Source organism: Klebsiella sp. C283, assembly GCF_048822555.1.
Classification (GTDB): Bacteria; Pseudomonadota; Gammaproteobacteria; order Enterobacterales; family Enterobacteriaceae; genus Klebsiella; species Klebsiella quasipneumoniae.
The window spans coordinates 179970-194596 of record NZ_JBMEZS010000006.1 but is presented as its reverse complement, the minus strand read 5'-3'; the positions used below and the strand labels follow the sequence as shown (position 1 = coordinate 194596).

Below are 14627 nucleotides of genomic sequence, written 5' to 3'. Positions count from 1 at the left end.
TGGCTGTGGCTATATGGCTTTTCGTTCGCGCAAAAATAAGAAAGATCTATGCAAGCCACAGCCACCACACTCGAAAACACGCAGGAAACCGCCCCGGTCAACTCACGCAATAAAGTCGTTGTCGCCTCGCTCATTGGCACCGCCATTGAGTTTTTCGACTTCTACATCTATGCCACTGCCGCGGTCATCGTCTTCCCGCATATCTTCTTCCCGCAGGGCGATGCCGCCGCGGCCACCCTGCAGTCGCTGGCCACCTTCGCCATCGCCTTCGTCGCCCGGCCTATCGGCTCCGCGCTGTTTGGCCACTTCGGCGATCGCGTCGGCCGGAAGGTCACCCTGGTGGCCTCGCTGTTAACCATGGGGATCTCCACTGTGGTAATCGGCCTGCTGCCCGGCTATGAAAGCATTGGCATTGTCGCGCCGATGCTGCTGGCGCTGGCGCGCTTCGGTCAGGGACTTGGCCTCGGAGGGGAATGGGGCGGCGCAGCGCTGCTGGCAACGGAAAACGCCCCGGCGCGCAAGCGCGCCCTGTATGGCTCCTTCCCGCAGCTGGGCGCGCCGATCGGCTTCTTCTTCGCCAACGGCACCTTCCTGCTGCTCTCCTGGCTGTTAACCGATCAGCAGTTTATGGAGTGGGGCTGGCGCGTGCCGTTTATCTTCTCCGCGGTGCTGGTGATCATCGGTCTGTATGTTCGCGTTTCGCTGCATGAGACCCCGGTCTTCGCCAAAGTGGCGGCGGCGAAAAAACAGGTCAAAATCCCGCTGGGTACTCTGTTGACCAAACACGTCCGCGTGACGGTGCTGGGCACCTTCATCATGCTGGCAACCTATACCCTGTTCTACATCATGACCGTCTACTCGATGACCTTCAGCACCGGCGCGGCGCCGAATGGCCTGGGCCTGCCGCGTAACGAAGTGCTGTGGATGCTGATGATGGCGGTGATTGGCTTTGGCGTAATGGTGCCGATCGCCGGCCTGCTGGCGGACGCCTTTGGTCGTCGTAAGAGCATGATTATCATCACCACGATGATTATTTTGTTCGCCCTGTTCGCCTTTAAACCGCTGCTGGGTTCCGGTAACCCGCTGCTGGTCTTTGCCTTCCTGCTGCTGGGCTTAAGCCTGATGGGACTGACCTTTGGCCCGATGGGCGCGCTGCTGCCGGAGCTGTTCCCGACGGAAGTGCGCTACACCGGGGCGTCGTTCTCCTATAACGTGTCGTCGATCCTCGGCGCCTCGGTCGCGCCGTACATTGCCGCCTGGCTGCAGGGCAACTATGGCCTCGCGGCGGTCGGCACCTATCTGGCGGCGATGGCGGCGCTGACGCTGATCGCCCTGCTGCTGACCCACGAGACCCGCCACCAGTCGTTGTGATCCTTCGCCCTGACGCCGCTGGCGTCAGGGCTCTCCCCTACTTTTTCATCTGCGACAATATGGTCCGGCACTGGTTGCTATCGCCCTCCGCCGGGGATATCAGCGCCAGCAGCGCGGCAGCCGGCGTCACCAGGGTTGCCAGCGCCGCCGCTACCGCGCCGCGGACAATCAGCGGCCCGGCCTTCACCCCCGCCTGCGGCGATTTAAAGGTGCCGCGAACATATAGCGGGGAACGCAGAGTGATGACCCGGAAGCCTTTGCTTTCCGGATCGATGGTCAGGTCCAGCTGCTCGGAGGCGAAGCTGGCGGTCCCGGTCACATTGATCAGCGCGTTTTCCGTATCGAAGGCAAAAATCTGCGGCCGGGCGACGCCGTTGGTCACGTCGATATTGGCCGCCGCGCAGTTCACCCGAACCTCCTCATCGCCAAAAATCTGGCCGATCAGGTAGTTGCCGACGTTAAGGCCGAGAATTTCCATCAGGTTGCGACTGATCAGGCCGTCGTTCATCAGCAGCTTCAGGTTGCCGTTGCTGTTGCCGAGCAGGGCCGCCACCGAGTTGCCGCTGCCGCGCAGCTGAACGTCGCCATTCATCTCGCCGAGGGTTTTCTGCATCATTTCGACGTTCGGCATCAGCGCCTTCAGCTTCAGGCGCCGCGCCTGCAGATTGGCCTCACCCTGCAGCGGCTTTTTATCGCCCTGCAGGTGCACGCTGCCGGCAATCGACCCGTTGGCCAGGCCAAAGCGCACCGGCTGCAGGCGCAGGTCGCCATCCTCCAGGATCACGTGGGTCGCCAGATCGCTGATCGGCAGCGTACCGCCGTGCTCAATTCTCCGGCCCTTAAAGCGCACATCGGCATCCATCACCTGCCATTTATCGGTTTCAAAGCGGTCCGCCGGCAGCACTTTACCCGCCGGCTGCGGCCGATCGCCCGCCTGGCGCGCAGCGCTTTTCTTCGTCCCTTTGCCGGAGTCGACGCCGATTAACGGCCCGAGATCCGCCAGCCGCAGCTGCTTCGACTCCATGTCGCCGCTGAGCTTCGGCCGCGGTTTGCCAGTGGTATAGGTCAGGGAGCCATGAATGTCGCTATCGCCGATCCGGCCGTTAAAATTCTGATAGTCAAAGCGCATGCTGTTTTTCTGCTTAAAGTCGGCGCGCAGACGGCCGTCGGTGGAGAACGACGGCGTCTCCGGCAACAGCACGCCGGTCAGGTCGTAGAGATCGCGCAGCGAATCGCCGGCGAATTTCAGCCGCAGGTCAATGCCGCCGACGTTGAGCGGATCGCTGACCGTGCCGCTGAACGCCACCCGCGTATTGCCGGAGCGGAAGTCGCCCTGCAGCGGGAAAGGCGTGCTTGCGCTGCGCAGAGCCAGCATGCCGCCGATTTTACCGTTGCCGGTGACCGGCTGGTCCTTATAGCGGCCCTTCAGCGACAGGCCAAAGACGTAGTCGCCTGGTTTCGCCGCGCTATGCCGATCCTTCGTGCCAGTGACTTCGCTGAACGGCAGCGGTTTGCCGAGGGGATCGACGAGGATGGTGATATCGCTGCGGGTGATCTTGTCATCAATGGCGATAGTCCCGCGATCGAAGAGAATGTTATCGAGGCGGAAAGACCAGCTGGAGGGGGCGCTGTCCCCCGCGGCACGCTGATCGCCAGCCAGCTGAAAGGTCCAGTTATTGTTGTCTTCCGCCAGGCGGATCAGCCGCACGTCGGGCTGTTCCAGCTTGATCCACGGCAGATACACCGTTTTGCTCAGCAGCGCCAGCGGGGCGAGGGTCGCCTCCACCCGCGGCAGGTGGATCATGGTCACCTGGGGAATGGCCGGCGGGTTGCCCAGCACGATATCTTCCGCGTGCACATGGGGCCACGGGATCCAGCTGCGCCAGCCGCGCTCCTCCGGCTGCCGCTCCCAGACCACGCCGAGATCGCCGCGGATGGCGAACGGGCGGTTCAGCTCGGCAGACACTTTTTGATTAATCGTCGGCTTCAGCCGGTTCCAGTCGAAGGTGGCCAACACGATAAAGAAGAGAACGATCAGCAACAGTATCGTTCCTGTGATGATAACCAACGTTTTACGGGTTCTGCTCATCCCTACTCCGCTCCTTTTGCATCACGTCAGTCCTGAATATAGTCAAAAAGCGGCGTTTCTCCTGGAAATGCGCTTTACGTCACATTACGCGCGTCAGGTCAAAAAAATAATGGAACGATGTTTTAATATGATTGACCAGCAAAACAGCGCAGCGCACACTAGCGCTTATATCGATTCCATTGCAGGTTCTGGCTATGTCTAAAAAAATTGCCGTCATTGGCGAATGCATGATTGAGCTGTCAGAGAAGAACGGGGCCGTTAACCGCGGCTTTGGCGGCGATACCTTAAACACCTCGGTCTATATCGCGCGGCAGACGGATGCCAGCGCGCTGAGCGTCCACTACGTCACCGCGCTGGGAACCGATGGGTTCAGCCAGCAGATGCTCGACAGCTGGCAGCAGGAAAACGTCAACACCAGCCTGATCCAGCGGATGGCCGACCGTCTGCCGGGGCTGTATTACATTGAAACCGATGACGCCGGCGAGCGCACCTTCTACTACTGGCGCAACGAGGCGGCGGCAAAATTCTGGCTGGAGAGCGATCGCGCGGCGGCGATTTGCGAAGAGCTGGCCACGTTCGACTATCTCTACCTGAGCGGCATCAGCCTCGCCATTCTCAGCCCGGCCAGTCGTGCCAGGCTGTTCACGCTGCTGCGTGAGTGCCGCGGCAACGGCGGCAAGGTGATCTTCGACAACAACTATCGCCCGCGCCTGTGGGCCAGCCAGGCGGAGACGCAGCAGGTCTATCAGGAGATGCTCGCCTGCACCGATATCGCGTTTCTGACCCTCGATGATGAAGACGCGCTGTGGGGGGAAAAACCGGTCGCCGAGGTGATCGCCCGCACCCACGCCGCCGGCGTGGAAGAGGTGGTGGTGAAGCGCGGAGCGGATGCCTGCCTGGTCTCGGTGAGCGGGCAACCGCTGCAGGAAGTGCCGGCCGTCAAGCTGGCCAAAGAGAAAGTGGTGGATACCACCGCCGCCGGCGACTCCTTCAGCGCCGGCTATCTGGCCGTGCGCCTGACCGGCGGCGATGCTGAATCCGCCGCCAGACGCGGACATCTGACCGCCAGCACGGTGATCCAGTATCGCGGGGCGATTATCCCCCGGGAAGCAATGCCGCAATAATCCTCACCTGTAAGCGCTCTCCGGCCGCCGCTGGCGCGCCGGAGAGGCGTCAGGTTACTGCCCCGACGGGATGTCGCTGGCCTCGCTGTGGGCGTCAACCGTATCGGCGCTGCCGCTGGTCGCTGCGGTCGCCGGACTCGGCGCCATCAGTTTTTCCCACGTGGCCTGCAGCTCCTTCATGTTGTATTCCGGTTCGCCTTTCGGCTGCTGCAACACCAGCGCCATATCCTGAGACAGTTGCTGACGCAGGTACTGGTTCAGCATGTCCACCGTCAGGGAGTTGAGGAACTCCTGACGCAGCTTCTGGTACTGCTCCGGCGCGATATCCACCACCTGATTTTGCAGGGAGCGCATGCGCTGGCTCATCAGAATGTCGGTATCGGTGCGCGCATAGGTGGCAAACAGCTTCTGCAGCTCGAGGCTTTTCTGAGCGATAAGCGCGTCAAACTCCTCCTGCGGCAGGCCGTTGTCGCGCACTTTCGCCAGCTCGCGCGAGACCACGCTCAGGTTGTTATTCAGGCGCTCGCCCGGCGATTCGATGTTGATGGCGCACTGAGCGCGCTGATAGAGCACCCGGCAGTCAAAACCAAGACCAATATCCTTGACGTTATTTTTGCTCAGGCTCTGCTGCACGTGCCAGAACAGCGCTTCGCGGGCGAGGTCGTCGCGCCAGTAGCGCTGCAGCGCCGCGGAGTCGCGGATCGGCTGCCAGGGGGCGTCCCACATGATGGACAGTTTGTCCTGGCGCACGGCGCTGGTCATGATGCTGACCGGCACGGTGGGCAGCGGCGATAAGGTCGGCACCGCCGCGGGCGTTTCCCGCTTGCCCTTCAGATCGCCAAAAGTTTTGCTGATTTGCTCAGCGACGCTGCGGCTGTCGACGTTACCCACCACGATCAGCGTCATGGCGTCGGGGGTGTACCATTTTTGATAAAAGTCTTTCAGATGCGCCACGTCGATCGGCTGCTTCAGCGGCGCAGCAGGATCGTGGCCCAGCATGGTGGAGCCCTTGAGGCGATAGCGCCACCAGCCCTCTTTGGTATCCAGCGGCCAGGTCGCCACCATGTCGTTGCCCTGCAGCGCGTGATTGATCGATTCAGGCGTAATGGTCAGTTTACCGCTGGCGTCCGCCAGCCAGCTCAGCGCCTCTTTCAGCAGATCGTTGCGGTTATTCGGCAGGCTGAGATTAAACATCGTGTAATCGTAGGAGACGATGGCCGGCGGCAGAGGACGCTTCGGGTCAATACTCTGCTGCCACAGCGAGCGTGCCTGCATCGTCGGCAGGCTGCCGCTTTGCGTCAACGCCAGACGGGGAATAAAACGGCTGAAACCGCTCTGCTGAGTGCTTTCGCTCAGCGAGCCAATATTCACGGACAGACGGACTTCGATACGGTCGCTGGGACGCTGCGGCGTGGCCAGCACCTGCCACGACAACCCATTCGCTAAGGTCCCTTGTTGCCAGGCCGGATCAGGCTGGAGCGCTTCTGCCTGCACATAACCGGCCGCCGCTACCATCAGCAAACCGCCCGTTAAGAGTTTAATTGTTGTGCCCTGCATGTGAACCCCTGATGAACATTCCTGGTTACAACAGCATCCCACTGACGGGCTGCCGAAAAAAGTGAGAGTGAAATACGTCGGTTAGACCACACGGAGACGAAAATGTCGCATGACAACGTAAAATAATCATTTCGTGTCATTCCCGCCGGGCGGAAATGACCTCTAATTATGCGCAGGAGCCCGTACTCCAGCAAGGGAGTACGGGCCTAAGAGGAGGATTTAAGAGGATAATTCGTGCGTTTTGTTCGCGGGAACACGGTTATTCAGCACATCATCCATCTGTTTGGCATCGAGTTCTTTAACCCATTTCGCGACTACCACCGTGGCGACGCCGTTACCCACCAGGTTAGTCAGCGCACGGGCTTCGGACATAAAGCGGTCAATACCGAGGATCAGCGCCAGGCCAGCCACCGGCAAATGCCCGACGGCCGAGATGGTCGCCGCCAGCACGATGAAGCCGCTGCCGGTCACTCCCGCCGCCCCTTTCGAAGAGAGCAGCAGCACCACCAGCAGGGTGATTTGATGGAAAATATCCATATGGCTGTTGGTCGCCTGGGCGATAAAGACCGCCGCCATCGTCAGATAGATAGAGGTGCCGTCGAGGTTGAACGAATAGCCGGTCGGGATCACCAGACCCACCACCGATTTACGACAGCCGAGCTTCTCCATCTTGTCGAGCATGCGCGGCAGCGCCGATTCGGATGAGGAGGTCCCCAGCACGATCAGCAGCTCTTCGCGGATATAGCGGATAAATTTAAAGATGCTGAAGCCGGTGGCTTTGGCGATTGACCCCAGCACCACCACCACGAACAGGATACAGGTGATATAGAAGCAGATGATCAGCTGGCCCAGCTGCACCAGGGTGCCGACGCCATATTTACCGATGGTGAAGGCCATAGCCCCGAAGGCGCCGATCGGCGCCAGGCGCATGATCATATTGATGATGCCGAAGATGACCTGCGAGAAACTTTCAATGACGTTGAAAATCAGCTGGCCCTTGCTGCCCAGACGATGCAGGGCAAAGCCAAACAGAACGGCGAACAGCAGAACCTGAAGGATGTTGCCGCTGGCGAAGGCGCCAATGACGCTGCCCGGGATCACATCCAGTAAAAAGGCCACTACCCCCTGGTCTTTCGCCTGCTCAGCGTACACCGCCACCGCTTTCGCATCGAGCGTCGACGGGTCGACGTTCATCCCGGCCCCCGGTTGCACCACGTTGACAATAACCAGACCGATAATCAGCGCGATGGTGCTGACCACTTCGAAATAGAGCAACGCCACCGCCCCGGTACGGCCAACGGCTTTCATGCTCTCCATTCCGGCGATCCCCGTCACGACGGTACAGAAGATAACCGGAGCAATCACCATTTTAATCAGCTTAACGAAGGCGTCGCCGAAGGGTTTCATTTGCGCGCCCAGTTCCGGGTAAAAATGGCCCAGCAGAATACCGATCGCTATGGCCGTCAGAACCTGGACATAGAGGCTTTTAAAGATAGAGGTTTTCATAGGGTGTCCTTTGGGAATAACCACAGAGCAAGAAGGGATATTTGACGTCTGTGGCTTAAAAATAACACCCTGGAAACATTTCAGAAATAACTAACGCCGAAAGTGCAACGCGATTGTTAAAATCTTTGAGCTGACTCGCACAAGTCAACAAAATATTTACAAATTTGCATCTTCGCGGACCGGAGATAAATAGCGGGCGCTGAACGCCTCCTGCGGTAAAGCGCAACCGAACAGGTGGCCCTGGAGCACCTCGACGCCGGCGGCTTGCAACCAGCGATACTGGTCTTCCGTTTCCACCCCTTCCGCCACAATGCGCAGCGACAGGCCGCGCGCGAGCTGGATTATCGCCGGCACCATGCTGACATCCTCCGGCAGCATATCGATGAATACCTTATCAATTTTCAGAATATCCACCGGCAGAGCCTTCATCTGCTGCAGCTGGTGCAACCCGGCATAACCCATGCCAAAATCATCCAGCGCAATCCGCACGCCGGCCTCGCGCAGAGGCCGCAACCGCGCCATCACATCCTGCGGATCGTCCATCCGGCAGCTCTCCGTCACCTCAAGGATGAGGGTGCCCGGCGCAATGCGGTAGCGGGCGATCAGCTTCAGCATCTCCTCACCACGGTCGTGCTCCAGCAGCTGGAGCAGGGAAACATTGACCGACAGCGGCAGCATAATGCCCTGGCTTTGCCAGGCGGCCAGCTGGCGGCAGGCCTCTTCCATCACCCAGTAGCCGACCGGGATAATCAGCCCGCAGGACTCAATGCGCTCAATCAGCGACGGTGGTAGCGACCAGCTGCCATCCGCCTGCCGCTGGCGCAGCAGCACCTCGGCGCCGCAGAGCTCGCCGCTGGCGCAGGCCACCTGCGGCTGCAGCCAGATCGCGAACTGCTGGTTGTCGAGGGCGGTCATAATTTCGTGCTCTTCCATCAGGCGGCGCTGAGCCTTTTCCATCTGCTCGGGATCGAAGAACTCAATCTGATTTTTACCTTTGCGTCTTGCGGTGACCGCGGCCGAGACCGCGCGCCGGTAAAACTGTTCGGCGCTGAGACCGGGGTGGAACATGGCGATCCCGACGCTGGCGTAGGGCCGCAGCTGCAGACCATGCAGCGGTAAACGTTCATTAATAATAGTGAGCACTTGCTTACTTATCGTCACCGCCTGCCAGGATTCGGCGAGGCCATCGGCGAGAATGGCGAAGTCATAGCCGCTTACCTGGGCCAGCACCATCTGCGGCGGGATCGCGGCGCGCAGCTTCTCCACCAGCGTCAGGAGCAGCATTTCGCGCTGGCTCTCCTTGAGCACGCCGGCGGCGTCCTGCAGGGTTTCACAGGCGACGACGATCAGCGCGGCGCTCTGCGGGCGGGCCACCGTCTGCTCCAGCATCGCCAGCAAGAAGGCTTTATTCGGCAGCTCGGAGACCGGGAAGCGGGTCGACTGGATGGACAGCTCATCATGCTGGCGCACCAGGCTCTGCTGGTTGCGGTTATAGCTGCGCACCAGCATGCCGATCTCGTCGTCATGGTGCAGGCGCGGGAGGGTCAGCTGATGGCCAAGACGCTCCTGCTGGGAGAGATCGTTCAGCTCGCGGGCGATACGCCGTAGGGGGCGAACCATCAGCCGGTTGATGCACCAGGTGAGCGCCACCGTCAGCATCAGCACCAGAAGTAAGTAAGCAGTCACTAACGTAGCAAGGGCGCTCATGACGAATTTATACATGCGATAGGAGTCGGCCTGCAGCACCAGATAGGCCAGCGGCTGCGGGTTGGCCGGCCGCTCCAGCGAATAAATGGGCAGCGAAATCTGCACCGGCAGCTCAAACAGCCGGGTGATGGTCACCGGCACCGACCGCTCAGGGATAAACCGCATCCGCAGCGCCTGGAACTGGTTGGGCAAGACGACATCCGCCCGGCTGACGATGCCAGCAGGCTGGATACGGCTTAAAATGGCTTCCGCTTCCGGAATATCGGCTTTCAGAATAGCCGCAGACAGCGGTTCGCGAACGGATCGCGCGATACTTTCTAACTGCGTGGCCGTGGTAAAGCGACTCTGTTGCACAAAGTGAAACAGCAAAATAGTGCAAAAAACCAATACAAAGGCCATGGACACGCTCGCGACCATCGCCATCTGTTTGATTGTAAGTGAACGGCTGACGCGCAACGGTGTTCTCCACTGATACTGAATGCATACCCGGCATTAATCCTTCAATCCCGGTCGTTTCAGGCTGATTATATACTTAAATCCTTCGCCCACGCCCGCGAGGGATGAAGTGACGGGATAGCTCCGCGCGGTGGCGCAGACGCCGGAGAGACCTCCCCGGCGGCCGACGGTGGGCAACGCCTCACGAGTATACGCGAAGCGCGCCGTGGAGTGGTGCTCTGTGACGTAATTCAGCCTATTCTGCTACCAGTCGGCGTAAGGCACCAGCGGCTGGGGCGGCATATCCAGATCCCCCTGCCAGCCGGCCGCCGAATAGCGCACGTAAAGCAGCGCATGGCTCGGGGTGTAGTCCTTCGCCTGCTGAATATCGACCGCGGCGCCAACGAACCAGTTGCTGGTCACCCGCCGCTCCACCAGCGCTCTGGCGGTGTAACCGAATCCCTGGCTGCTGCCGCCCTCCTCCGTCAGTTCGCTGGCGCGCTGCCGGTAGTCGGACGGGATCAGGTTCAGCAGCGGATAGCGGGCTTGCGTCTGGGTACGCGAATGGGACCATGAGACCGATCCGCCGAGTTCCCAGGACCAGTTCTCCGTGCGCTGACGCCAGGTCACCGGCACAGCGAACGAGAGATACTCCTGCGGGCTGTAATAGCCGCCCTGGCCGAGGGTGTAGCCGCTGAGATCTTTGTCGTAGTGCCAGATCATATTGTTGAGGCCGACGGTGACGCGACGATTATTCTCGTTAATCACCTTATAGTAGTAGCCGGTCATCCAGCGCACGCGCCAGTTATCCGCCACGTTTTTACCGGTCAGCGAGTCGGCCCCCAGCGAGGACCAGATACCGTGCGCTTCGCCCCGGTCATAGCTGAGGCTCACACCGCCGCCGTCGGCGCGAACGCCGCCCCAGGTGGTGCCGGTATGGCTGTTGCTGTCTTTCTGCCCGCCAAAGGAGAGCAGCGAGCTGGAGATGGGCCGCCGGTGCACGTTGACCGTGTACCCCACCGGCCCGACGTCGCTGCTGTAGCTCAGGCCGCCGACCACATCGACGACATTGAAGCCCATCGGCGTGGTGCCGATATCGCCGCTCCAGGTGTCATTCTTCCAGCCGACCGCTACGCTGGCCCCGCTGTCGGTCTGATTTTTACTGCCGCTGGTACAGGCGATCTCCCCGCAGGTGCCCCAGCTGGGCGAGTAGCTCCCGTCGCTGTGGGTGGAAAAGCTGCCGGCATCCATATTGACCAGGTCGGTGCGGAAGAACATCCGGCCATCCGCCAGCGGGGCATCCACCTGCAGCATGGTGGTATGCGCCTTGAGGTCGGAATAGCCGCCGGTGCCGCTGGATCCCCAAAAGTCGTGTTCCAGGGTGACGTTCAGATCCTGCTGGCGATAAAGGTCGGCGGCATCGCTGCGGATCCCGCGCTTCAGCCAGTCATCCCGGCTGTCGTTGCGCGTCAGCCGGGTAAAGGTATCGTTATCCTGCGGCTGCGCGGGGGTGATGCCGGAGGCCACCATCGCCTCCCGGTAGTGGGTCAGCGCCTGCTGCGGCTCCCCGTTCCGGGTGGCTAAACGCGCGGCATCGCGCAGCACCAGCGCGCTCTCCATCGAGGGCGGCTGCGCCTTCGCCTGCGGCACAATCTGGTTAAAAATCTGTTGGGCGTCAGCGGTATCGCCAAGGCCGGCTCGCGCCAGGGCGACCCGCCGCTGCATATTCATGGATTCGGCCTCTGCGCCTTTCAGCTGCATGACCTGCGCCCGGGCGGCCTGTTTATCGCCCTCGGCCAGATAGACTTCCGCAAGGCCGAGGCGCGCATCGCCGTTGTCGGCTTCCTGACGCAGCACCCGCTGATAGTCGGCAATCGCCGTCTGGTTGTCCCCGCGCTGCTGGGCCCAGTCGGCCAGCGTCAGGTCATAGCGCACCGAGGCCGGCTGCTGTTTGATGAGGGCGATCGCCTGCGCTTCCTCGCCGCTGTCGCGCAGCTGGTTCGCCTGGCGCAGCACCCGGTCGCTTTGCAGACGCGCCTCAAGTTCACGAATGTTATCCGTCCATGCGCTGCGCGGCAGAGCGGCGATTTGCGCCAGCGCCAGATCGTCCTGGTCGTTCCCCGACAGGTAGAGCCCCGAGGCGTAGACCCGTTCGGCATCCTGCGGCTGGCGGTTGACCATCGTCCGCATCAGTGCGTCGGCCTCCTGGCGCTCACCGGCGCTGACCAGATCCCGCGCCAGACGGTAGGTTATCCACACGCTGTCCGGATCCAGCGCCAGGCGCCGACGCTGAACTTCCGCCGCCTGCGCCCAGTTGCCCTGGCTCTCCAGGGCCTGCGCCTGTTTCTCCAGCCGGTCGTTGGTCAGGCTGCGCTCAATATCATCGATGCTGCGCCGCTGGGCGGCAGGAAGACCAGCGATCCAGGCGCTGGCTTTCTCGGGCGATTCAGCGCGATAGAGGTTGGCCAGGCCGCGCACCGCCAGATTATTCCCGCGATCCAGGCGCAACGCCTGCTGATAATAGCGCTCAGCCGCCGCCGACGCCTTGCGCGCCGCCGCGACGTCGCCCAGCCCCAGCACGGCATAGCTGTCGGTCCGATCGACCCGCTGCGCCTGGGCATAATAATTCTGCGCCTGTGAAAGCTGACCGGCCTTCAGGGCGTTATCCCCCTGCTTGATCAGCAGCCAGTAGCGGTTGGTTTGCAGCAGGCTGTCCCATTTGCCGCGATTCGGGCTGTCGGGATCCATGGCAATCGCTTTATTGAGCTGGGCCACCGCGCGCGCGCGATCGCCGCGCTGGGAATAGGCCTGGCCGAGGGCGCCCACCGCATCGCTGTCGCGGCTGTCGGCCTGAACGGCTTTCTGCAGATCCGCCACCGCCTGCGAGGTATTTCCGGATTTGACCGCCGCCAGCCCTTCCGAGCGGGCGCGGAACGTCGGATCCTGCAGCTGCGCCTGCTGCTGGTCAAGCAGGACGCGGGCGTTCGCCGCCACCGAGCCGGTAGGAAACTGCAGCAGGAATTGCTGCAACGCCTGCACGCTGGCTTTGCTCACCGGCATGCTTTTCACTTCGCTGAACCACATATCGGCGGCGATACCGCGTCCTGAGGCTGAGCGGGCCATTTCCGCCAGATAGGCGAACCCTTCCTGCGGTTTGTTATCGGCAAACATCTGCTTCGCCAGCGCCGTCAGCAGGCTGACGTTGCCCGGCGCGCTGGCGTTCAGTTTTTTCAGCTGGCTGACGCCTTCGCTATGACGGGCCGGCAGGCGCGCCACCAGCGTCCAGTATTCAATAGCGGCATCAACATCATCTGGCACGCCGCCGAACAGTTTTTCATAGGCGGCGATGGCTTCATCGACCTTCCCGGCCACGCCCAGCAGGCGCGCCTGCTGCAGCGCCTGACGGCCCTCGCCGGTGTTGCTTTTCATCTCATTGCGCGACGCCTTCAGCTCAGGGGAATCCGGCGCCAGCTTCGTCAGTCGCTCCAGCTCTTTTTGCGCCCCGGCGGTATCCCCCTGGCGCAGCAGATAGCGCATCCGCGCGGCAATCAGGTCCGGGTTGTTGGGGTCGATCAGCTCCAGACGGTATAGCGACTGGCGCACCAGGTCTTCACGATTGCTGGCCTCGCCGAGGCGCACCTGCTCCAGCAGATGTTCCTGGGCGGGCGTCGTCGCCGCCTGCGCTAACGGCAGCAGCGCGACGCCGAGGGACAGCGTGAGTAAACTTAGTGAGAGCTTGCGCATTCCTGGTTCCAGTCAGGTTGTAATTCGCCACCCGCAGTGAAACGAAAACGGTGTTGATCCCAACCCTGACCGAACAGCGTCAGGACCGCGCTGTAGTAGGCATCCGCGCCGGGATAGTTATCGGCGACGCGCTGTCGTTGCACCGACCGGGCCTCGTCGTTCTGTAAAAACGGCAGCATCACCGCGGAGAAGCCCACCGGCCCCTGGCCGCTGGTTTTACCGGTGGCGATATTCACTTTCTCCGGCGGTACCCCCTGCTCCGTGGTCTGCGCCGCCATCGGCGCAAAGCGGGCCAGCAGACGCGCTTTTTGCTTATCGCCATCATGAAGCATGCCCACCCACAGGTAGACGCGAATCGCGTCATAGCTGCCGATCAGCGGCTTCTCCGTTTTCAGCTGCCAGCCTTTCCCTTTCTCATAGCGCACCCAGTCCGGGGTAAAGCCTTTCGGCGCGGTCTCCAGCAGCAGACGCAGGTTCGTGTCGCGCAGGGTGGGCCACGGCGCGCCAAAACGCACAAAATAGGTGGCCAGCTGCGGCGGAAGATAGCTGGGGTTAAACCGCCAGCCGCTGTCATCGGCAAAACCGACTTTTCCCGGCAGCAGCATCGTGCCAAGGCCCGGCACCGCCACCGTCTCTTCGTCGACAATCCGCGCCAGCAGCGCTTTCCCGGTCTCGGTGTACTGCGGCTGCTGCCACAGGCGCCCCGCCTCCAGCAGCGCCCAGGCTATCCACAGATCCGAGTCGGATGCCGAATTGCTGTCCAGCAGCGTCCACTGTTCGTCGTCCTTTTTCCCCCACAGCCAGCCCGGCAGATGCTGCCGCAGGTCGCCCTCCGCCAGGTTGTTCTGCGTCCAGGTCAGCAGCTTGTCGAACCCCGCGCGATCGTTGGCCGCCAGGGCAAAGAACAGGCCATAGCTCTGTCCTTCGGAAGTGGAAATTTTGCGCGCATCGCTGGGGTCGATCACCCGCCCCTCGGGGCTGACGTACGCTTTCTTAAACTGCTCCCAGGCGGGCCACTGGCAAGCGGCGCTCGCCTGGCCCGCCGCCAGTACCAGCGCGGAGAGCACCGCGCCGCAAAGTACTTTCATCATCGT

General features: G+C 61.6%; 8 protein-coding genes. 2 read left to right on the top strand and 6 right to left on the bottom strand.

The window, feature by feature from the left end:
- The first annotated feature begins 48 nt into the window (after positions 1–48).
- Positions 49–1371 carry an MFS transporter gene (locus ACOI7Z_RS13640; protein ID WP_017900001.1) on the top strand — a complete coding sequence of 441 codons (1323 nt, stop codon included), beginning with the start codon at positions 49–51 and terminating at the stop codon, positions 1369–1371.
- A gap of 37 nt (positions 1372–1408) precedes the next feature.
- Here ACOI7Z_RS13640 and ACOI7Z_RS13635 read toward each other — a convergent pair whose 3' ends face one another.
- Positions 1409–3460 (bottom strand): AsmA family protein, encoded by a 2052-nt coding sequence (locus tag ACOI7Z_RS13635; protein ID WP_064158038.1) that lies wholly within the window; start codon positions 3458–3460, stop codon positions 1409–1411.
- Positions 3461–3654: 194 nt separating this feature from the next.
- Here ACOI7Z_RS13635 and ACOI7Z_RS13630 point away from each other — a divergent pair, with 194 nt between their 5' ends.
- Complete coding sequence (locus ACOI7Z_RS13630; RefSeq protein ID WP_087849069.1) at positions 3655–4584, top strand: sugar kinase; 930 nt, start codon at positions 3655–3657, stop codon at positions 4582–4584.
- A 54-nt stretch (positions 4585–4638) separates the two neighbouring features.
- Here ACOI7Z_RS13630 and ACOI7Z_RS13625 read toward each other — a convergent pair whose 3' ends face one another.
- The 5 genes from ACOI7Z_RS13625 to bcsZ form a co-directional block, all read right to left on the bottom strand.
- Positions 4639–6141 carry a M16 family metallopeptidase gene (locus tag ACOI7Z_RS13625; protein ID WP_023291289.1) on the bottom strand — a complete coding sequence of 501 codons (1503 nt, stop codon included), beginning with the start codon at positions 6139–6141 and terminating at the stop codon, positions 4639–4641.
- Positions 6142–6360: 219 nt separating this feature from the next.
- A complete protein-coding gene (locus tag ACOI7Z_RS13620; RefSeq protein WP_023291290.1) occupies positions 6361–7647 on the bottom strand; it encodes a dicarboxylate/amino acid:cation symporter in 1287 nt (428 codons plus the stop codon).
- Positions 7648–7803: 156 nt separating this feature from the next.
- Positions 7804–9810 (bottom strand): biofilm formation regulator HmsP, encoded by a 2007-nt coding sequence (hmsP, locus tag ACOI7Z_RS13615; protein ID WP_205837368.1) that lies wholly within the window; start codon positions 9808–9810, stop codon positions 7804–7806.
- A 243-nt stretch (positions 9811–10053) separates the two neighbouring features.
- The gene (gene bcsC / locus ACOI7Z_RS13610) at positions 10054–13533 is read right to left on the bottom strand and encodes a cellulose synthase complex outer membrane protein BcsC (protein WP_087849067.1); all 3480 of its coding nucleotides are present in this window, start codon (positions 13531–13533) and stop codon (positions 10054–10056) included.
- On the bottom strand, positions 13515–14624 hold the full coding sequence (gene bcsZ / locus ACOI7Z_RS13605; protein ID WP_023291293.1) for a cellulose synthase complex periplasmic endoglucanase BcsZ: 1110 nt from the start codon (positions 14622–14624) through the stop codon (positions 13515–13517). Before bcsZ ends, bcsC begins: the two co-directional genes overlap by 19 nt.
- Positions 14625–14627 lie beyond the last annotated feature (3 nt).